Genomic DNA, 19,086 nt, shown 5'->3' on the forward strand with positions numbered 1-19,086 from the left:
CTCCAGACCTACAGTCCGCTCGTGACCGGGAACCCGGAGGTGATCCTCTTCGCCGGCGACCCCCAGCCGGTGGAGATCCACCACCGCGGCCTGTGGTTCGCAGGCTCGCTGCTCGGCTGGACGCACGTCGAGGGCCGCGTGCTCGCCCGCGTCCGCTGCGTCGTCGACGGGCTGCGGCACTCGACGTGGAAGGACCTCGACGAGCTGCGGCTGCCGGACCCGGCGCACCCGCCGCGCCGCGAGAGCTTCCCGGCTGCTGCCTCGCCGTCCGGGGCCGACGACCGGGACGACGACGCCACCCGTCCGCACGCCCTGCTGGCCGGACAGCACGCCCGCCCGCAGAAGCCTCGCTACGCCCGGACCCCTCCCCCGGCCCGCGCGACCGGCATCGGGCTCGCGGCGGTTCCGCGCCCGGCCCTGTCGTCGAACCCCAACCGTCGGCGGCACAGCGACGAGCTCAGTCCGGTCTGATCAGGGCTGCTAGGCCCTCAGAAACCCGAGGATCCGGCGGTTCACCTCGGCCCGCTGCTCGAGGTGCAGGAAGTGGCCGGCGCCGTCGACCACTCCGGCCTCCGAGCCCGGCGAGAGCGCGGCACGCACCGCGTCGACGACGTCGGCACCCATGCACCCGTCCTGGGCGCCGTGGAGGTAGAGCGTCGGCTGCGGGGGGACCCCGCTGACGGCCTGCTGCTCCGCGGCCAGGTCGGGCGACTGCCGGCTCGGGTCGAAGAGCGCCCGGTAGTACCCGAGCGCCGCGGCCAGGTTCTCCGGCGTCCCGAGGGCGGCGCGGACGAACGCGAGGTCCTCGGTCGCGTCGTAGCCCGGTGACCAGTCCGCCCACAGCCGCCCGATGAAGGCGAGGTCGTCGGCCGCGACGAGGACGTCGGCGAGCGGGTTCTGGAAGAAGTACATGTAGAACGACCGCTTGATCTGGTCGTAGGTGAAGAACGAGCCGGCCAGCGCGGGGCCGACCGGGACGGCCATCGCCACGACCTTCCGCCAGCGCTCCGGGGCGCCGACCGCCGCGCCGTAGGTCGCCTGGGCGCCCCAGTCGTGGCCGATCAGGACCGCCCGCTCGTCGCCCCCCAGCGCCTCGTGCAGCGCGACGGCGTCCCGGGCGAGCGCGCCGGTCTGGTACCGCCCGTCGGCGGGGACTGCGGTCGGCGCGTAGCCACGGGAGAACGGCGCCACCGCCCGGAAACCCGCCGCCGCCAGCTCCGGGAGCAGGTGCCGGTAGGTGTGCGCGGTGTCGGGGAACCCGTGCAGGCACAGCGCCAGCGGCCCGTCCTCCGGCCCCGCCGTCAGATAGGTGAACGAGAGGCCGCCGGCCTCGACCTGCTTCTCGACCGTCTCGGTAGCCACCGCGCCAACCTAGATCAGCTCGCCCCCCGAGCGCTGCTCGCGCATGCCCACCTCCGGGCGGGTGACCGGGCCGGCCCCGATCCGTCGCAGCCAGCCGGTCAGGGCCGGGTCGCCGGCGTCCCCGACCGAGCAGCCGACGTGCCCGTCGGGCCGCAGCGCCAGTGCGCCGGTGCCGGGCGAGCTGTCCACCCGGTGGACGTGGACCAGCGGGGAGCCCCACGCCGGCTCGGGAGCGTCCCGGTCCAGCAGGAGGTGGACACCCGGCCGAGCGATGAGAGCGTGCAGGTGCACCTCGCGGCCGCCACTGACGACGGTCGCGTCCGGCAGCCGGTCGCCCGGGCGGGGACGACCGCGCCGCGGCGGGTCGCCGACAGCCGACACCGGGCTGCCGCGGTATCCGGCGTCCAGACGGGCCAGGAGCCGGGCACCCTCGGCCACGAGCCGGCGCCGGCGCAGGAGGAACGGCACGAGCGGCGCCCCCAGGGGCGCGACCCGCCCCCGCAGCAGTGCCGCCGTGCGGCCCGTCGACGACTCGGCCCAGAACAGCAGGTGGGTCAGCGCCAGCACCTGCTCGACGGCCGGCCGGCGCTCGACGTCGTAGGACCCCAGGAGCGACTCCGACGCGGTCGCCGCCTGCGCCAGCGCCAGCTTCCAGCCGAGGTTCGTCGCGTCGTGGAGTCCGGCGTTCATGCCCTGGCCGCCCGCCGGCGACGAGGCGTGCGCGGCATCGCCGGCCAGGAACAGCCGGCCCCTCCGGAACCGGGTGGCCGTGCGGTGCTGCAGCCGGATGCTGCTCGACCAGGCGACCGCGGTGATGCGCGCGGCGAGCCCCGCATCCGCGAGCAGCCGCCGCAGCTCCGGCAGCGGCACGGGCGGGCCGGGCCGGCCCGGCTCCGGTGTCGTCGCCGAGCACGGGCGGGTGGCGAGCAGGCGCCACGGGGCCCGCTCCCCCAGCGCGAACACGAACACCAGCCCGCGCCGTCCGGCGACGACGTGCGCCACACCGGGCTCGAGATCCCCGTCGAGGTCGACGTCGGCCAGCACGACCTCCCGGTCGTAGGTGCCGCCGCGCCAGCCGATCCCGGCGGCCTCCCGGACGGTGCTGTCCACGCCGTCGCAGCCCGCCACCGCCGCCGCCCGGAGGTCCCCGTGGCCGGACGGGCCGCCGAGCTCGACGACGGCGGTGTCCCGCCCGTCGCGGACCGCCCGCACCTCGACCCCCCGCTCCACGCGGACACCCCGGGCCGCCAGCGCCTCCTCGAGCACGGTCTCCACGTCCATCTGCCGCACCAGGGTCAGGTGCGGGAATGCGGTGTCGGGCAGGTCGAGCGAGGCCAGCTCCACCGGCACGGCGCGAGCGCCGAGGTGCAGCCGGGCGCGCGGGGCGGTGTCGGCCCGGTCCAGCAGGGCCGCGGTGACGCCCAGCGGACGGAGCAGCTCGAGCGTGCGGGCGTGCACCATCAGGGCGCGGGAGGGGCGGAACCGCTCGGTGCGCCGCTCCACGATCCGGACCGCCGCACCGTGATCGGCCGCCTGGAGGGCGAGCGCCAGCCCCACCGGCCCCGCTCCGACGACCGCGACGTCGGTGCTCATGCCACGGCGCGCGACGGCGGCCGCAGGACGGACGGGCCGCTCCCGTCGGCCGGGGGGACGACGACGTCGGCCCGACGCACTCCCGGGACGACGAGGTGGTGGATCGAGCCACCCTCGCTGACCGCTGCCAGCACCCACCACAGCGCCCGCGCGTACGCATCCGCCCGCTCCGGCCCGTCGTACTCGTACACGCCGCGGTAGACGCCGCATTCGTCCGCCGCGATCCACCACTTGGTGACCAGCCCGGGGAAGCCGGCGAACAACGGCAGGTTGAGCCAGCTCTCGGCCCGGAACAGCGCGTGCGCCCGGCCGCGTACCCACCGCAACCGGAACTCCACGACCAGCACGCACACGTCGGTGGCCGGCGGGCGCTCGATCACGGTCTCCCGGTACACCCAGGACGACGACCCGCCGGCGAACCGCAGCCGGGTACCCACCGCGTGGCGCGGGTGGTGGACGCGGCCGCGCACCAGCAGCCAGGCGGTGACGACGACCGACCGCGCCAGCGCCGGGGCGGCCGCCCGGAGCGGCAGCCGGCCCGCGGCGGGGGCTGGGCTCGTCACGGACCGAGCCTGCCCGTGGTCCGGCCGGGACGACCGGGTCGAAGGGCCCCTGCCGGCAGTGCCGGAGCGCCGCAACCCCGGCTAGGACGAGGAGAGCACCCGCCGCGGGTGGCGGCCGTCCACGTAGCCGAGGAACGGCGGGTGGATGTTGTAGCCCAGCAGCTCCTGCAGCCGCTCGGGCAGCTCGCTCGCGATCTCCCTGGGCACGGCCAGGGTGTGGTTCTCCTGCGGTCGGAGCCAGGAGGCGGCGTACTCGAGGATGACGCCGAGCCGCGGCCGGTCCGTGCTGTTCGCACCCCCGCCGTGGATGAGGTTCCCGACGTAGATCAGCACCGAGCCCGCCGGCATGACCGCCGCCGTCGTCTCCTCCTCCGTGGCGGTGCGGCCCGCCTCCCAGCGGTGGCTCCCGGGCACGAACCTCGTCGCGCCGTTCTCGACGGTGAAGTCGTCGAGCGGCCACATGGTGTTGACGACGACGTCCTTCCCCGTCCGGGGCAGCGGGTAGACGTCGTCGTCGCGGTGCAGCACCTGCGCCACCTCGCCCGGTCCGATCTGGATGCCGACCGGCGCGCTGAACTGGTAGTGGCCCAGCACGTGGTCGAGGACGCCGAGCACCAGCGGATGGGTGCCGGGCGCGTCGAACCAGCGGGTCTTGGCGAACAGCGCGTAGATGCGCTGCGTGGAGAAGCCCTCGAAGGAGTTGCGCCCCGTCGACGTCTCCGCGAGCACCCGCTGGAGGTCCGCCCGGGCGCCGGCCACCCACTCGGCGTCCATCAGTCCCTCGATGAGCACGTAGCCGTCACGGTCCACGGCCTCGACGGCTTCCTCGATCGTTGCGTCTCGCGTCAGCGCCATTGCTGCTCCCGGAGGTCCGATGCGCGTGCCGGCAGGTCGAGGCGGACCGTATCCGACCACGGGCGGCGACGGGGCCGGGAACGACGAAGGGCCCGGTCACCGTGGTGACCGGGCCCGACGTGTGAGTAGCGGGGGCAGGATTCGAACCTGCGACCTCTGGGTTATGAGCCCAGCGAGCTACCGAGCTGCTCCACCCCGCGTCGGCAGGACCACCTTACCAGGCGGGCGGGAGGGGGCGACGCCGGTGGGCGCCGCCCCCTCCCCCTCGCTCAGCCGCCGGGTGTCGCCGTGGCGCCGGCGGCCTGCTGAGCCGCGCGGTAGGCCTCGACCGCGGTCTCCAGGTCCTCGAGCGCCTGGCCCTGCTGGGCGAAGCTGCCGCTGCGCTGCGCGTCGGCCAGGGCGTCCAGGGCGGCGTCCAGATCGGTCACCGCCTGCTCGAGATCCGGGCTGGGCGCGGCGCCGTCCCCGCCCTCCGGAGTCGGCGCGGGCTCCTCGGGAGCAGGTTCTTCGCCGTCGTCCTCGGGGGTCGTGGCCGGCGTCTCCCCGCTGTCGGTCGCCACCTCACCGGCGCCTGCGCCGAACACCTGGTCCAGCGCCTCGGCCAGCGTGTCGGCGTACCCGACCTGCCCACCGAAGTTGACCAGCACCTTCCGCAGCAGCGGGAAGGAGTTGTCCGACGTCCCCTCCACGTAGAGCGGCTGGACGTAGAGCAGCCCGTCCTCGCCGATGGGCAACGTGAGCAGGTTGCCGAAGACCGCCTGGCTGTTCTGGCTGTTGAACAGGGTGAGGTCCCGGGCGACCTGGTCGAAGGTGTTGAACGACTGCTGCACCTGCTGCGGACCGCGGAAGGGAGTGCTCCCCGGCAGTTGCAGCACTTGGATCTTCCCGTACCGCTCCGGGTCCGGATCGCTGGAGGCGGACACGAACGCCGACAGGTTCGGTCGCTGGAACGCGTTCAGCGCGCTGGTCAGCTGGAAGCTCGCCTCCGGGTCACCCGGCCGCTGGGCCAGGATGTAGTACGGCGGCTGGTCCTCCTCGACGTCCTGCGTGGGGTCGTCCGGGATCTGCCAGCGGTCGCTGCCCTCGTAGAACGAGATCGGCTCGTCGACGTGGTAGCGGGTCAGGATGTCCCGCTACACCTTGAACAGGTCCTCCGGGTAGCGGACGTGCTCGCGCAGCTCGTCGGGGATGTCCTCGTAGGGCTGGACCACACCCGGGAACGCCTTCATGTACGTCTGGAGGACCGGGTCCTCGCGGTCCCACTCGTAGAGCGTCACGGTGCCGTCGTAGGCGTCGACCGTGGCCTTCACCGAGTTCCGGATGTAGTTGAACGTGTCGTTGGGCAGCGCGGTGGTGCCGGTGCCGGTCAGCGCGTCGGCCGCGGCCTCGCCCAGCTCCATCTGCTCGGAGTAGGGGTAGGAGTCCGAGGTGGTGTAGCCGTCGAGGATCCAGACCGTCCGGCCGTCGAGGACCGCGGGGTACGGGTCGCCGTCGACCTCCAGGAACGGAGCCGCCTTCTCCACCCGGTCCCGCGGGTCGCGGACGTAGAGGACCTTCGACTCGTCGTTGACCGCGCTGGAGAGCAGGAAGTTGCGCTCCCGGAAGTAGGTCGCGAACGTCAGCTGGCGGAAGAAGCTGCCGACCGACACCCCGCCCTCGCCGTCGTAGGTGTTGTTGAGCTGCCGGTCCTCGGAGCCGCCCTCAGGCAGGTCGGACTCGCGGGGTGCGGTGCCGTCGGGGGCGCCGACGACGGAGTAGTCCTCGATCAGCTCGCCGTAGTAGATCCGGCTCTGCTCGACCTCGATGTCACCCCGGACCGGGAGGTCGAGGGTGGTGAAGTTCGGCTCCCCACCGTCGGAGCCGGCCACGACCTGGTTCGCGGGCGCGGCGACGAAGCCGTGCCCGTGCGTGTAGACGGTGTGCCGGTTGATCCAGGTGCTCTGGTTCTCCGACAGCGCGGAGCTGTCGAGCTCGCGCACCGCCACGACGTAGTCCCGCAGCTCGCCGTCGACGGTGTAGCGGTCGACGTCGAGCTTCTCCGGGAAGCCGTACCAGTTCCGGATCTGCTGGCGGGCGGTGAAGGTGTCGGCCAGCACGTTCGGGTCCAGGAGACGGGCGTTCGGGATCGTCTCGGTGTCCCCGCGGAGCTCGGCCAGGGCGACCTCCGGGTCGGCCTCCTCGCCGGTCGTCTCCTGCGCGTAGTTCACGTACTCGATCTCGTCGAGGCCGTAGGCCTGCCGCGTCATCTCGATGGCGCGCTCGATGTAGGGCGCCTCCTTCTCGTTCGCGCTCGGCTTGACCACGAACTGCTGCACGATCGCCGGGTAGGCCACGCCGATGACCAGGCTCGAGGCCAGCAGCAGGACCAGCGCGGCGGCCGGCAGCAGGAAGTTGCGGACGACGATGTTGGCGAAGAACGCGATCGCGCAGACCACGGCGACGAAGACCAGGATCGTCTTGGGCACCAGCAGCGCGTTGACGTCGGTGTAGCTGGCGCCGGTGAACACGTCACCGCGGTTCGAGTAGACGAGCCCGTAGCGGTCCAGCCAGTACGCGATCGCCTTGAGCGCCACGAAGACGCCCAGCAGGACCGAGATCTGGACCCGCGCCGCCGCGGTCAGCTTCTGCCCCGGCGTCTGCAGCCGCAGGCCACCGAACACGTAGTGGGTCAGCAGCGAGCCGATCAGCGCCAGGATCACGATGGCGAACCCGAAGCCGAGCACCAGCCGGTAGAACGGGTACTCGAAGACGAAGAAGGACAGGTCCAGGCCGAACTGCGGGTCGGTCTGCCCGAAGTCGGTGCTGTTGCGGAAGGTCAGCCAGGTCTCCCAGCTGCCCTGGGCGGCGAAGCCCGCGAACAGCCCGAGGACGACGGCGACGGCGGTGAGGACCAGCCCGGCGCGCGGCTCCAGCGACTGGCGGTAGCGCTCGAGGTTCTGCTGCTCGAGCGACATCGGCCGGAAGGTCGGCCGGAAACGGTAGGCCAGGTAGATGGCCAGCGCGGTGAGACCGCCGGTCGCCACCCCCGCCACGGCGAACAGGAGGGCCCGGCTCTGCAGCTCGGTCCAGAAGACCTCGGTGTAGCCGGTCTCGTCGAACCACAGGTAGTCGACGTAGACGTTGGTCAGCGTGCCGATCGCGGTGAAGAGCACGAGCAGCACGGCGATGGCGCCGAGGGCCAACTTCGCGCGCCGCGACAGCGTCGGCACCGGCACGGGGGGCCGCATGGCCACGAGCGGTCTCCTTCAGTTACGGGTCGTCAGGTGCGGATGCTCCGGTGCAGCAGTCACGACCGCGGCACCGATGACGGGGAGACGCCCGACCCTCGGCGCTCCCCCGCTCATCCCAGCACAACGCGCCACGGGCCCCGGGGTTCCCGGGGGTCGCGGCTCAGCAGCCGGCGGGGGTCCGCCCGGCGCGGAGGTCGGCCAGGGCGGTGAGCGCGTCGTCGAGGGTGGCGACCCGCGCGAGCGGGAAGCCCGGGTCCGCGGCGGCCAGCGCCTCGTCGCAGTTCGCGGCGGGCACGAGGAAGAGATCGGCGCCGATGTCGCGGGCGGCCACCATCTTCAGCGGGATCCCACCGATGGGGCCCACCTCGCCCTCGAGGTCGATCGTGCCGGTGCCGGCGACGAGCGCGCCCCCGGTCAGGTCCTGGTCCCCGACGAGATCGAGGATGCCCAGGGTCAGCATCAGCCCGGCCGAGGGGCCACCGACGTCCTCCACCTGGATGTCGACGTCGAACGGCGCGAGCGGCTGCTCGAGCACGCTGACCCCCAGCGCCGAGCCCTCGCCCTCCTCCGCCGCACGGGTGGTGACCGTGGTGGTGCCCGGCCGGCCCAGCCGCGTGTAGCCCACCGTCACCGGGGTCTTCGGCGGGATCGACGTGAGCACCGAGTCCAGGGCGGCGAAGTCGGGGGTGGGGCGGCCGTCGACCGAGTCGAGCCCGTCGCCCTCCTCGAGGAGGGACTCCGAGGGCGAGCCCTCCGGAACCGCCCGGACGACGACCTTCACGGGATAGCCCAGGTGACCCAGCGCCACCGACTCGGCCGCCTGCTCGGAGGTGACGAACGCCTGGCGGTTGAGCTGACGGGTCTCCTCCTCGGTCCGGTCGGGCGGGTACACCGACTCCTCCGGGACGACGGCGACCTCGTCGTCGAACCAGCCGCGGACCGCCTGCACGAGGCTCAGCCCGCCCCGGCTGACCCCCACGGTCGTGAGGTTGAGGTTGCCCTCGACGTCGTTCCGCTCGCGGCCCTCGACGGCGATGATCGGCTCGCCGTCGATGTCGCCCAGCGTGTCGTAGGTCGGCCCGGGCACCTGGGCGACGTACGGCACGGGCAGCGTCGTGCCGAGCACGCCGAACAGCACCAGGAGGAAGCCACCGGCGCTCAGGACGGCGATGCGACGGGTCACGACGGGCCAGCTTAGGGCCCGCCCCGCACCCTGCGACGGAGGATGCGCTGTCGGCGGAGCGCTCCCGGCCCCCCGTCGAAGATCACGCGTCTACCGTGGACCCATGAGCGACGTCCCCTTCGGCTTCGGTCCCTCCGACCGCGATCCCGAGCGCCGTGACGGCGGCGGGAGCAACCCCGGCGGTGACCCGTTCGGGCTGGGCGCGCTGTTCGGGGGTGTCGCCGGTGGCGGCAACCCCGAGGACGTGCTGGGCAAGATGCCGCTCTTCGCCGAGCTGCAGAAGCTGATGAGCTGGTCGGGCGGCCCGGTGAACTGGGACCTCGCCCGGCAGAGCGCCATCAGCCAGCTCGGCGTCGGTCACCAGCCCTCCTCGGACGGCGAGCGCACCGCCGTGGCCGAGGCGCTGCGGCTGGCCGACCTGTGGCTGGACCAGGTGACCGAGCTGCCGTCGGGCATCGAGCGGACGGCGGCCTGGTCGCGGGTCGAGTGGGTGGAGCAGACCCAGCCCGCGTGGGGCGCGCTGATCGATCCGCTGGCCGAGCGCGTCGTCGCCGCCATGACCAGCGCCCTTCCGCAGGAAGCGGCCATGTCGTTCGGCCCCATCGCCGGGATCATGGGCCGGATGGGCGGGCTGATGTTCGGCGCCCAGGTCGGTTCGGCGCTCGGCAAGCTCGCCGACGAGGTGCTCACCAGCACCGACGTCGGCCTGCCGCTCGCCCCGGCCGGCACCGCCGTGCTGGTGCCGCAGAACGTGGCCGAGTTCGCCGCGGGCGTGGACCGCCCGGCGGACGAGGTCCGACTGTTCCTCGCGCTGCGCGAGGCCGCCGCCCAGCGCCTGTTCGCGCACGTCCCCTGGCTGCGGCAGCAGCTGCAGGACGCCGTCCACGCCTATGCCCGCGGCATCACCATCGACCGCGACGCCATCGAGCGCGGCATCTCCGAGGCCATGTCCGGAGGCGGGCTCGAGGGCCTGGACCCCAGCGACCCGGAGAGCATCCAGCGACTGCTCGGCAGCGGGCTGCTCGAGCCCGAGGAGACCCCCGAGCAGGCGATGGCGCTGCGGCGGCTGGAGACGCTGCTGGCACTGGTGGAGGGCTGGATCGACACCGTCGTCGCCGCCGCCGCGAAGGACCGGCTGCCGGGCCACTCGGCCCTGGCCGAGACGATGCGGCGGCGGCGCGCCACCGGCGGCCCCGCCGAGCAGACCTTCGCCACCCTGGTCGGGCTGCAGCTGCGTCCCCGGAGACTGCGCGACGCGGCCACGGTCTGGGCCGCGATGACCCAGCAGCACGGCGCCGAGGACCGCGACCGGCTCTGGAACCACCCCGACCTGCTGCCGACGTCGGACGACCTGGACGAGCCGATGGACTTCGTCGCCCGTCAGGGCATGGACGACGAGCTGCGGGCGCTCACCGCGGACGACGCCGAGCCGGACGAGCCCCAGGACTAGTCGACGACGTCGGCGTCCGGCTCGTCCGCGGCGCCGGCCGCGCCGGCGGTGTTCGCCAGCTCGACGCCCTCGAGGAACCCGCGCGCCCGCTCGGCGCGCGGATAGCGGGCGACCAGCGTCCAGAAGCGCTCGTCGTGGCCGGGTTCGAGCAGGTGCACCAGTTCGTGCACGAGCACGTAGTCGACGACGTACTCGGGCATCGAGCGCAGCCGGCTGGACAGCCGGATGCTGCGGTCGGCCGGGGTGCACGAGCCCCAGCGGCGCTGCTGGTTGTCCACCCAGCGCACCGAGGCGGGCTCGGCGAGCCCGTCGAGGTGGGCGGCCGAGAGCGCACGGGCCCGTGCCATGAGCTCGTCGTCCCCGCCGAGCGAGCGGCGGCGCCGCTCCTCGCGGGTCTGCAGCTTGGCCACCATCTGGGCCACCCAGCGCCGCTCCTCGGCCGGGCTGAACGCCGCGGGGATGAGCACGACGGTGCGCCCGCTCTCCCGGTAGGCGGTCACCGTGCGCCGGCGCCGGGCACTTCGGCGGACCTCGACGAGGGACTCGCCGTTCCCGCCGGGCAGCGGTTCCGCGCCGTCGCCCGCCGCCCTGCTCCGCGCCATCGGCACGGCACGAGGCGCACCCGTGGGCGCCGGCGGCACGCCGCGGGGACCTGGGTGTGCGGAGGCGTCGGGGGGCGTTCCGTGCACGGGGGAACCGTAAGGCACCCGGGCGCTCCTGCGCCTGCCCGAGGCCACCCTCTCGGGTACACGTCGCACGGACGGTGGACACGGCGTGCTCCGGATCGGTCACCTCCGCGTCCGACCGTGCCGTTCCACAACCCCAGCGGGGGTATCCGCGCAGGTGGACCGGGGTGGAAGCGGTCACCGAGCCGCGTTGTCCCCGGCTCCGCCCCCCGTCCACGCACAGGGACACGCCGACGGTTCCCCACCTGCTCCACAACGTTGTCCACAGGCTGTGGGCAGGGGTCCTGCACCCGGGGCCCGCCCCCGGTATCGGGACACGCCGACACGGGTAGCGTTCCTGCGCAACGGCGCCCGGCGTGCGTGCCGGGACGCCCCCCGAGACGAGGAGATCCCGTGGCTGAGAGCTACAACGGCTACTGCGTGAAGTGCAAGGAGAAGCGCGACTTCGACGGCGAGGTCAAGGTCAGCGAGTCCGGTCGCCGCATGGCGCAGGGCACCTGCCCCGTGTGCGGCACCAAGATGAACCGGATCCTCGGCAAGGCGTGAGACCCGGGCCCCGCTGAGGGGCCGACGACGGCGGCGTTCCCCTCGGGGCGCCGCCGTCGTCGTCCCGGGGTCCCCTGTGGACGGAGCTCCCACCACCGGCCCGGCGCTGGCACGCTCCCCCGGTGAGCGACACCGCCCATCCCCTGCTCCCCGCGGGCACGCCCCTGCTGCGCAGCGACGCCGTCGACCTCCAGGTGGGTGGCGTGGACACCGCTGAGGGTCTGCTGGTGAGCCCCCAGCCCGAGGGGCTCGCCGCCGTGCTCCGCGGCCTCGACGGGCGGCGGGCGCAGCGCGCGGTGGTGGCCGACGCCGCGCGCCAGGGGGCGGACGCCGGTGCGGTGGCGGCCGTCCTCGAGGGACTGCGCGCCGCGGGCCTGCTGGTCGATGTCGACGCCGTCGACCTGCTGGCCACGGACGCGGGGCCGGCCGCGACCGCCCGCCACGCCGTGGAGACGCCGCCGTCCGGCGGGTGGGGGGCCCGGCGGGCCGCCGTCGTCGTGGTCGACGGGGCGACCCGCGTCGGCACCCCGCTGGCGGCGGTGCTGGCGGCCAGCGGCGTCGGCCGGGTGAGCGTCCGGGACGCCGGGCTGACCGCGGCCGGCGATGTCGTCGTGGGCGGAGCCACCGCCGCCGACGAGGGGCGCCCGCGGTCGCTGGCCGCCGCCGACGCCGTGCGCCGGGCGAACCCGCTGGCCGACCTGCGTCCGCCGACCGGGGGCACCACCCCTGACCTCGTGGTGCTCGCCCGGCCGTGGGCGGCGTCCGATCCCACGGCCGCGGGCTGGTTCCGGGCCGGTGTGCCGCACCTGGTGGCCACCGTCCGCGGCTCGACCGGCGTGGTCGGGCCGCTGGTCCTGCCGGGGGTCACCAGCTGCCTGCGCTGCGCCGATCTGCACCGCCGCGACGCGGATCCGCGCTGGCCGCAGCTCGCCGCCCAGCTGACGGCCGCCGAACCGCCACCCAGCGGCGCGACCGTCACCTGCCTGCTCACCGCCGCGACCGCCGCCGTGCAGGTGCTCGCCTACCTCGACGGCAGCGCCGCCCCGGCCGCCCTGGATGCGACCCTGGAGCTGGTCCCTCCCGACCTGGCCCCCCGGGTGCGGCGCTGGACGGCACACCCGGAGTGCGGCTGCGCCCAGCGGGAGGACCGAACGACAGGGGACAATGGCCCGTGAGCGCGCTCGCGGGTTCGCCCGAGACGTCTCCGCGCCGCCGCGGGGGCGGGCACGGCGCCGACGAGGAGGATCTGTGAGCGAGCTCGCGAGCTCACCAATGGGCACAGCAGCTCCGCGAACGCGGCTGACGAGCGCCAGCGAGGAGGCCGCGTGAGCGACGACCGACCGGTGATGCCGCGGGGCTCGGTCTCCCGGACCGCGCGGCTGGCATCCCTTCCGCTGGGCGCCGCCGGTCGAGCCACTCTCGGCATCGGCAAGCGGCTGTCCGGCCAGTCGGCGGATGCGGTCTCCGCGGAGCTGCAGCAGCGCACCGCCGAGCAGCTGTTCGCCGTCCTGGGGCAGCTCAAGGGCGGGGCGATGAAGCTCGGCCAGACGCTGTCGGTCTTCGAGGCCGCGGTGCCCGAGGAGATGGCTGCCCCCTACCGCGAGGCGCTGGTCAAGCTGCAGGAAGAGGCCCCGCCGATGCCGGTGCGCACCGTGCACGCGGTGCTGGCCCAGCAGCTCGGTGGCACGTGGCGCCAGCGGTTCAGGGAGTTCGACGACCAGCCGGCCGCGGCGGCGAGCATCGGCCAGGTGCACCGTGCGACCTGGCGGGACGGTCGCGACGTCGCGGTGAAGATCCAGTACCCGGGCGCGGCGACCGCGCTGATGTCCGACCTCAACCAGCTGAGCCGGTTCGCCCGGATGTTCGCCGTGCTGTTCCCGGGCATGGACGTGAAGCCGCTGATCGCCGAGCTCAAGGCCCGGGTGGTCGAGGAGCTGGACTACAGCCTGGAGGCCGACGCGCAGCGCGGCTTCGCCGCGGCCTTCGCGGACGACCCGCAGATCGTGGTGCCGCGGGTGGTGGCGAGCGCGCCGAAGGTCATCGTCTCCGAGTGGCTCGACGGCACCCCGCTGTCACGCATCATCGCCGGCGGCACGCCCGAGCAGCGCAACCGTGCGGGCATGCTGATGGCGCTGCTGCACTTCTCCGCCCCGCAGCGCGCCGGCCTGCTGCACGCCGACCCGCACCCGGGCAACTTCCGCCTGCTGGCCGACGGCCGGCTGGGCGTCATCGACTTCGGGGCGACGGCGCGGCTGCCCGACGGCCACCCCGAGCCGATCGGCCGGCTGCTGCGCTGGGCACTGGACGGCAAGGCGGAGGAGGTGCTGGCCGACCTGCGCGCCGAGGGCTTCGTGCTGCCGAACGCGCAGATCGACGCGCAGGGGGTGCACGACTTCCTGCGGCCGATGCTCGACCCGATCGCCGAGACCCGGTTCCACTTCACCCGCGCCTGGATGCAGGAGCAGGCGGCGCGGATCGCCGACCCGCGTCTCGAGGCCAGCAGGCTGGGCCGCCAGCTCAACCTGCCCCCGGCCTACCTGCTCATCCACCGGGTGACGATCGGGTCGATCGGCGTCCTGTGCCAGCTGGACGCCGCCGGCGGGTTCCGCGGCGTCCTCGAGGAGTGGCTCCCCGGCTTCGCGAAGTGAGGCCGTGTCGTCCCGAGTGGACCCCGGAGGGGTCCGCGTAGGGACGACCGACACGCTCAGCGCAGCAGGGGGACGCCTCCGGGCCGCGGTGTCATCCGGAGGATGACGGTGTCATCGCCGCGGTGCGGCCCGGAGGGTCGCGATGTGATCAGTACACCGAGGCGCTGAGACGAGCGGCACGGCGCACCGCCCGCTCGGCGCGACGGGCGGCCCGGCGGGCCACGTACAGCCGGTGCGCGCGGGAGGCGGCCAGCGCCTCCTCGCGCATCTCCTGCATCCGGCTCTGCGCCAGTGCGTGTTCGTACATGAGCATGACGGGTTCCTCTGGAGTCAGTGGTGCTGTGGTCGGTGCTGTGGTGGCCCGCGCCGGTGCGGCGGGCACGGACTGCCCTCGGGTGCTCATGCGGCGGTCACCTTGCGGGGACGGCCACGCGGCCGCTTGCGCGCGATGACCACGCCGCGGTCGAAGATCTCGCCGCCCCAGACGCCCCAGGGCTCGGCGCGGTCCAGGGCGCCGGCGAGGCAGGCGTCGCGGACCGGGCACTGAGCGCACAGGGTCTTGGCCAGTTCGAGATCGGTGGGGCTCTCGGCGAACCAGAGCTCCGGGTCCTCCTCGCGGCACGGCACGGGATGCCGTACCGGTGCGGGTGACAGAGGCGGCTGCGGCCGCCGCGGCGTCGTGCCACCGGACCCGGGCGGGGTCCGGCGGAGGGACGCCGGGCGGTCGATCGTCTGCAGCACTGCCGCTCCTCCTCGTGTTCGTCGTCTGACGGCCGGCGGGGGCCCGCCGACCGAAGTCGGGGCCGGGTGCCGCGGCGAAAACGAAGAAGCCGCGGATCCCGGGGTTCGGGTTCCGCGGCCTCGAGGAGGACCGGCGAGCGGTTAGCTCTGCGGTCTCCCCGGGGAGTGGATCCCGAGGGTGGTGTCGAAGTTGTCGGTGGCGCTCAGCGGAGCGGTGCCGGCGATGGCGAGTGCCTGCACGAGGTAGGACTCGACGGTTCCGCCGCGCTCATCGATCGGGCGCAGGCGGACGGCGACGGGCAGATCGCTCCCGTGGATCGGAGCTGCGGTGGGGGCCGTGAGGACCCGGGTGCCGCCGACGGCGGAGGAGCAGGCGGAGAGAGGCATGCCGATGCTGCCCGGGCCGGAGAACCCGGCGGGGGCGTCGGTCCACGTCGTGCTGTTCACGTTCACCCCTCCTTCCGGGTAGCGAGCGAGGCCGGGTGGCGGCGCTCGGGCTGGGTGCAGCTCGTGTGGTTCAGGACATTAGAAGGGGGCGACGGGGCGGTCAATCGAATTAACCGGGACTTCTCTCAGCCGGTGACGGCGGCCAGCACGTCCTCGCCGTAGAGCTCGAGCTTGCGCGACCCGATGCCGGGCAGCGCGGACAGCTCGCGCAGGTTGGCGGGGCGGGTCTCGGCGATCGCCTGCAGGGTCGCGTCGGTGAACACGACGTACGCGGGCACCGACTGCGTCTGCGCGGCCTGGCTGCGCCAGGCGCGCAGCCGCTCGAACAGCTCGCCCGCCTCGCCCTCGAGCACCACCTTGGGCCGCTTCGCCGTCTTGCGGGCGTGCGGCGCCGTGGGGCCGGAATCGGGAGCCAGGCCGGTGAGGAACCGGCTGCGCGGCCGGGCCCGCTTACCCCCCGGGTTGCGGGACAGCGACCAGGAGAGGGTCAGCTGCTCGCGGGCGCGGGTGATGGCGACGTAGAGCAGGCGCCGCTCCTCCTCCACCGCATCGGGCCGGGACAGCGACTGCGCGATGGGCAGGACGCCGTCGACCACCCCGACGACGAAGACGGCGTCCCACTCCAGGCCCTTGGCCGCGTGCATGGACGCCAGCGTCACGCCCTGCACGGTCGGGGCGTGCTGGGCATCGGCGCGCTGGGCCAGGTGCGACACGAAGCCGGCGAGGTCCAGCGACGGGGTCTCCTCCACGAGGTCGACGGCGAGGTCGACCAGCGCGGAGAGCGACTGCCAGCGGTCCCGCGCCGCTCCCCCGGCCGGCGGGCGGTGCTCGGCCCAGCCCGTGGAGGCCAGGACGTCGCGCACCGTGGGCACGAGCATCCCGGGCTCGCTGCCGCCCGCGGCCGCGCCGCGCAGCAGCAGCACCGCCTCGCGCACCTCGGGCCGCTCGAAGAACCGCTCCCCACCCCGGAGGACGTAGGGGACGCCGACATCGGCCAGCGCCGACTCGTACACCTGGGACTGCGCGTTGATCCGGAACAGGACGGCGATCTCGCTCGCCGGCAGGCCCTCGTCGATCAGCGCCCGGCAGCGCTTGGCGACGGCCGCGGCCTCGGCCGGCTCGTCGGGGTGCTCCTCGAACCGCGGCTCGACGCCGTCCGCCCGCTGACCGAGCAGGCGCAGGCCCGGCAGCCCCTTGCGCTTCGGCGCCATGCCGATCAGCCGGTTGGCCAGCCCGACCACCTGCGGCGTGGACCGGTAGTCGCGCTCGAGCTTGACCACCTCGGCGTCGGCGTAGCGGTCGGCGAAGCCGAGCAGGTAGTCCGGGTCGGCGCCGGTGAAGGAGTAGATCGTCTGGTTCGGGTCGCCCACGACGCAGACCTCGGCGCGACCGCCCAGCCAGGCGTCCAGCAGCCGCTGCTGCAGCGGGTTGACGTCCTGGTACTCGTCGACGACGAAGTGCCGGTACTGGTCGCGGACCGTGCGGGCCACGTCGGGGTGACCCTCCAGGGCGTAGGCCGTGACCAGCAGCAGGTCCTCGAAGTCCAGCGCTCCGTCCCGCTCCTTCGCCGACTCGTAGCTGGCGTAGACGGCGGCGACCGCGGCGGCCTCGAACGGCGTCTCCCGGCCCGCGGCCTTGGCGCGCGCCGGGTAGTCCTCCGGCGTCGCCAGCGTCGTCTTGGCCCACTCGATCTCGCTGGCGAGGTCGCGCAGGCTGGTCCGGTCCGTGGTGAGCCGGTTCCGCGCGGCGGCGGTGGCCACCACGCGCAGCTTGTTCTCGATCAGCGCCGGCATCGGGCCGCCGAGCACCCGCGGCGCGAAGTAGCGCAGCTGCCGCATCGCGGCGGCGTGGAACGTGCGGGCCTGCACCCCGCCGACGTCGAGGGCGTGCAGCCGGGTGCGGAGCTCGCCGGCCGCACGGGCGGTGAACGTCACCGCGAGGACCTGCTCGGGCACGTAGACGCCGGTGTGCACGCCGTAGGCGATGCGGTGGGTGATGGTCCGGGTCTTGCCGGTGCCGGCACCGGCCAGGATGCAGACCGGGCCGGTGACGGCCTGCGCCGCGGTCCGCTGCTCCTCGTCGAGCCCGGCGAGCACGTCCTCCGCGCGGGATCCCGACCGGGTCGCCGCGCTCATCGGGTGCTCCGCGCTCGTGTCACAGGGCGATCCTCCCAGCCTCCACCGACGTGGTGGGGAAGCATCCCCAGGACGGCCGCGTTCACCGACACACCGAGGTACGCCCTCTCGGGGGGTGGACCGGCCAGGACCGACCAGGGAGAATCGACCCGATGACCACGACCGACAGCACCGCCGTGACGATGTACACCACCACGTGGTGCGGTTACTGCGTACGGCTGAAGAAGCTCATGCAGATCGAGGGCATCTCCTTCGGCGAGGTCGACATCGAGACCGACCCCGCCGCCGCCGAGCTGGTGGCGAACGCCAACGGCGGCAACCGCACCGTCCCGACGCTGATCTTCGCCGATGGCAGCGCGCTGACCAACCCGAGCATCGACCAGGTCAAGGCGCAGCTCGCCGCGGCCGCGGAGGCGTGACGCAGCCGTGATCCCCGGTCCCCGCCCCTCGGACGGGCAGTTCCGCCTGCTCGCGGGGTCGGGGAACGCCGTCGATCCTCCCGTGACCGCCCCGCCCGCCGCCGTGGCGCTGACCCGCACCCCGGCGGGGTGGGTCGTCCGGTCGGCCGCCGGTGACGACGTCGTGGGCGACGTCGTCGAGGGCATGTCGCTCGCCGACCTGATCGCCGAGGAGTTCGGGCTGCTGCCCGAGCCCGACCGCTCCGCCCGCCGGTCGGCCCGCGGCGCCGTGGACGGCCCCGCCGCGCCCGTCGTCGACGAGGCGACCCTCCGCATCGCCGCGCTGGAGCGCACGGTCGCCCAGCTCGAGCACGCGCTGGCCGCACGGGTGGCCACGGAGCGGGCGATCGGCGTGCTGGCCGAGCGTCTGGGCGTGAGCGCCCGCGCCGCCTTCGAGACGATGCGCCGCGACGCCCGCTCCTCGGGACGGCCCGTCGCCGAGCTCGCCCGGACGGTCCTCGACGGACTGGCCGTCGACGCGCCGGCTCCCGCCGCCGCCGAGCCGGTGGTCCCGCTGGCCGCGGCGGACGGCCGGTCCTGACCTCCCCCGTTCCGCTCAGCCCCGCCGCACTGGCCGACCGGCTCGCCGACCTGCTCGCCGGAACGCCGCCCGAGCCCGGCGCCACCGCCCTGCGCGTCGCCGTCGACGGCCCCGAGCTGGCCGCTCCCGGCACGCTGGCCACCGCGATCGCCGAGCGGCTGCCGGCGCGCGGCCGGGGTGCCGTCGTCGTCCCCGCGGAGGGCTTCTACCGGCCCGCGTCGCTGCGGCTGGAGCACGGCCGCACCGATCCGGACGCCCGGTACACCGACTGGCTGGACGCCGGCGCGCTGACCCGCGAGGTGCTCGCACCGGTGGGGCCCGGGGGGCCGGGCAGCTACCTGCCGGTGCTCTGGGACCTGGAACGGGACCGCGCCGTGCGCACCCGCCCCGAGCCCGCGCCGCCCGGCGGGATCCTGCTGGTCCCGGGCACGCTGCTGCAGGGCATCGGGCTGGCCTTCGACGTCGTCGTCCACCTGCGCGTCGCGCCGGCCGCCCGCCGGCGGCGCATCCCGGCCGACCAGGCGTGGGTGCTGCCCGCGTTCGACCGCTACGACGACGAGGTGGACCCGGTCGCGCTCGCCGACGCGGTCGTGCTCACCGACCACGCCGACCGCCCGGCCCTCGTGCTCAGCGGCCGCTGGGGCTGAC

The 19,086-nt window shown here is 74.4% G+C and carries 18 protein-coding genes, 1 tRNA gene and 1 pseudogene; 8 read left to right on the top strand and 12 right to left on the bottom strand.

What is annotated here, in order from left to right:
- Window positions 1-21: 21 nt before the first annotated feature.
- The gene (locus CRP29_RS07480) at window positions 22-471 is read left to right on the top strand and encodes a hypothetical protein (RefSeq protein WP_141437082.1); all 450 of its coding nucleotides are present in this window, start codon (window positions 22-24) and stop codon (window positions 469-471) included.
- Between the two features lie 9 nt (window positions 472-480).
- Here CRP29_RS07480 and CRP29_RS07485 read toward each other — a convergent pair whose 3' ends face one another.
- From CRP29_RS07485 to CRP29_RS07515, 7 genes and pseudogenes are all read right to left on the bottom strand, one after another.
- On the bottom strand, window positions 481-1,362 hold the full coding sequence (locus tag CRP29_RS07485) for an alpha/beta fold hydrolase (RefSeq protein ID WP_097194427.1): 882 nt from the start codon (window positions 1,360-1,362) through the stop codon (window positions 481-483).
- Between the two features lie 9 nt (window positions 1,363-1,371).
- Complete coding sequence (locus tag CRP29_RS07490; protein WP_097194428.1) at window positions 1,372-2,955, bottom strand: FAD-dependent monooxygenase; 1,584 nt, start codon at window positions 2,953-2,955, stop codon at window positions 1,372-1,374.
- The gene (locus tag CRP29_RS07495) at window positions 2,952-3,518 is read right to left on the bottom strand and encodes a YdhR family protein (protein WP_217991493.1); all 567 of its coding nucleotides are present in this window, start codon (window positions 3,516-3,518) and stop codon (window positions 2,952-2,954) included. The genes CRP29_RS07490 and CRP29_RS07495 overlap by 4 nt, the downstream gene beginning before the upstream one ends.
- A gap of 81 nt (window positions 3,519-3,599) precedes the next feature.
- Window positions 3,600-4,373: a phytanoyl-CoA dioxygenase family protein gene (locus tag CRP29_RS07500; protein WP_097194429.1), complete on the bottom strand. Its 774-nt coding sequence runs from the start codon at window positions 4,371-4,373 to the stop codon at window positions 3,600-3,602.
- Window positions 4,374-4,499: 126 nt separating this feature from the next.
- Window positions 4,500-4,573: transfer RNA gene (locus tag CRP29_RS07505), tRNA-Met, on the bottom strand.
- Window positions 4,574-4,642: 69 nt separating this feature from the next.
- Window positions 4,643-7,600: pseudogene (locus CRP29_RS07510) on the bottom strand (UPF0182 family membrane protein).
- A gap of 163 nt (window positions 7,601-7,763) precedes the next feature.
- Window positions 7,764-8,786 carry a YlbL family protein gene (locus tag CRP29_RS07515; protein WP_097194430.1) on the bottom strand — a complete coding sequence of 341 codons (1,023 nt, stop codon included), beginning with the start codon at window positions 8,784-8,786 and terminating at the stop codon, window positions 7,764-7,766.
- 103 nt (window positions 8,787-8,889) lie between these two features.
- Between CRP29_RS07515 and CRP29_RS07520 the strand changes: the two genes are divergently transcribed.
- The gene (locus CRP29_RS07520; protein WP_097194431.1) at window positions 8,890-10,236 is read left to right on the top strand and encodes a zinc-dependent metalloprotease; all 1,347 of its coding nucleotides are present in this window, start codon (window positions 8,890-8,892) and stop codon (window positions 10,234-10,236) included.
- On the opposite strand, the gene CRP29_RS07525 is transcribed toward CRP29_RS07520, so the two are convergent.
- Window positions 10,233-10,925: a M48 metallopeptidase family protein gene (locus CRP29_RS07525; RefSeq protein WP_245852602.1), complete on the bottom strand. Its 693-nt coding sequence runs from the start codon at window positions 10,923-10,925 to the stop codon at window positions 10,233-10,235. The two genes, CRP29_RS07520 and CRP29_RS07525, sit on opposite strands and share 4 nt — an antisense overlap.
- A 390-nt stretch (window positions 10,926-11,315) precedes the next feature.
- Between CRP29_RS07525 and CRP29_RS22640 the strand changes: the two genes are divergently transcribed.
- The 3 genes from CRP29_RS22640 (at window position 11,316) to CRP29_RS07535 (ending at window position 14,116) form a co-directional block, all read left to right on the top strand.
- Window positions 11,316-11,468, top strand: coding sequence for a DUF5679 domain-containing protein (locus CRP29_RS22640; RefSeq protein ID WP_012950213.1), 153 nt, complete (start codon window positions 11,316-11,318; stop codon window positions 11,466-11,468).
- 122 nt (window positions 11,469-11,590) lie between these two features.
- Window positions 11,591-12,643 carry a ThiF family adenylyltransferase gene (locus tag CRP29_RS07530; protein ID WP_097194432.1) on the top strand — a complete coding sequence of 351 codons (1,053 nt, stop codon included), beginning with the start codon at window positions 11,591-11,593 and terminating at the stop codon, window positions 12,641-12,643.
- Window positions 12,644-12,793: 150 nt separating this feature from the next.
- The gene (locus tag CRP29_RS07535; protein ID WP_217991494.1) at window positions 12,794-14,116 is read left to right on the top strand and encodes an ABC1 kinase family protein; all 1,323 of its coding nucleotides are present in this window, start codon (window positions 12,794-12,796) and stop codon (window positions 14,114-14,116) included.
- A gap of 148 nt (window positions 14,117-14,264) precedes the next feature.
- Here CRP29_RS07535 and CRP29_RS22645 read toward each other — a convergent pair whose 3' ends face one another.
- The 4 genes from CRP29_RS22645 to CRP29_RS07550 form a co-directional block, all read right to left on the bottom strand.
- Window positions 14,265-14,429, bottom strand: coding sequence for a hypothetical protein (locus tag CRP29_RS22645; protein ID WP_176522874.1), 165 nt, complete (start codon window positions 14,427-14,429; stop codon window positions 14,265-14,267).
- 86 nt (window positions 14,430-14,515) lie between these two features.
- Complete coding sequence (locus CRP29_RS07540; RefSeq protein WP_281256784.1) at window positions 14,516-14,857, bottom strand: WhiB family transcriptional regulator; 342 nt, start codon at window positions 14,855-14,857, stop codon at window positions 14,516-14,518.
- 141 nt (window positions 14,858-14,998) lie between these two features.
- On the bottom strand, window positions 14,999-15,304 hold the full coding sequence (locus tag CRP29_RS07545) for a hypothetical protein (RefSeq protein ID WP_141437083.1): 306 nt from the start codon (window positions 15,302-15,304) through the stop codon (window positions 14,999-15,001).
- Window positions 15,305-15,429: 125 nt separating this feature from the next.
- The gene (locus CRP29_RS07550) at window positions 15,430-17,439 is read right to left on the bottom strand and encodes an ATP-dependent helicase (protein ID WP_097194434.1); all 2,010 of its coding nucleotides are present in this window, start codon (window positions 17,437-17,439) and stop codon (window positions 15,430-15,432) included.
- 152 nt (window positions 17,440-17,591) lie between these two features.
- Between CRP29_RS07550 and CRP29_RS07555 the strand changes: the two genes are divergently transcribed.
- The 3 genes from CRP29_RS07555 to CRP29_RS23235 all read left to right on the top strand — a co-directional run bounded on the left by CRP29_RS07555 (window position 17,592) and on the right by CRP29_RS23235 (window position 19,085).
- Window positions 17,592-17,858: a mycoredoxin gene (locus tag CRP29_RS07555; protein WP_097194435.1), complete on the top strand. Its 267-nt coding sequence runs from the start codon at window positions 17,592-17,594 to the stop codon at window positions 17,856-17,858.
- Between the two features lie 82 nt (window positions 17,859-17,940).
- The gene (locus CRP29_RS07560) at window positions 17,941-18,438 is read left to right on the top strand and encodes an ANTAR domain-containing protein (protein WP_245852604.1); all 498 of its coding nucleotides are present in this window, start codon (window positions 17,941-17,943) and stop codon (window positions 18,436-18,438) included.
- Window positions 18,439-18,749: 311 nt separating this feature from the next.
- Window positions 18,750-19,085 carry a nucleoside/nucleotide kinase family protein gene (locus CRP29_RS23235; RefSeq protein ID WP_245852606.1) on the top strand — a complete coding sequence of 112 codons (336 nt, stop codon included), beginning with the start codon at window positions 18,750-18,752 and terminating at the stop codon, window positions 19,083-19,085.
- Window position 19,086 lies beyond the last annotated feature (1 nt).

It is taken from the genome of Blastococcus aggregatus, assembly GCF_900221005.1.
Lineage (GTDB): Bacteria > Actinomycetota > Actinomycetes > Mycobacteriales > Geodermatophilaceae > Blastococcus > Blastococcus aggregatus.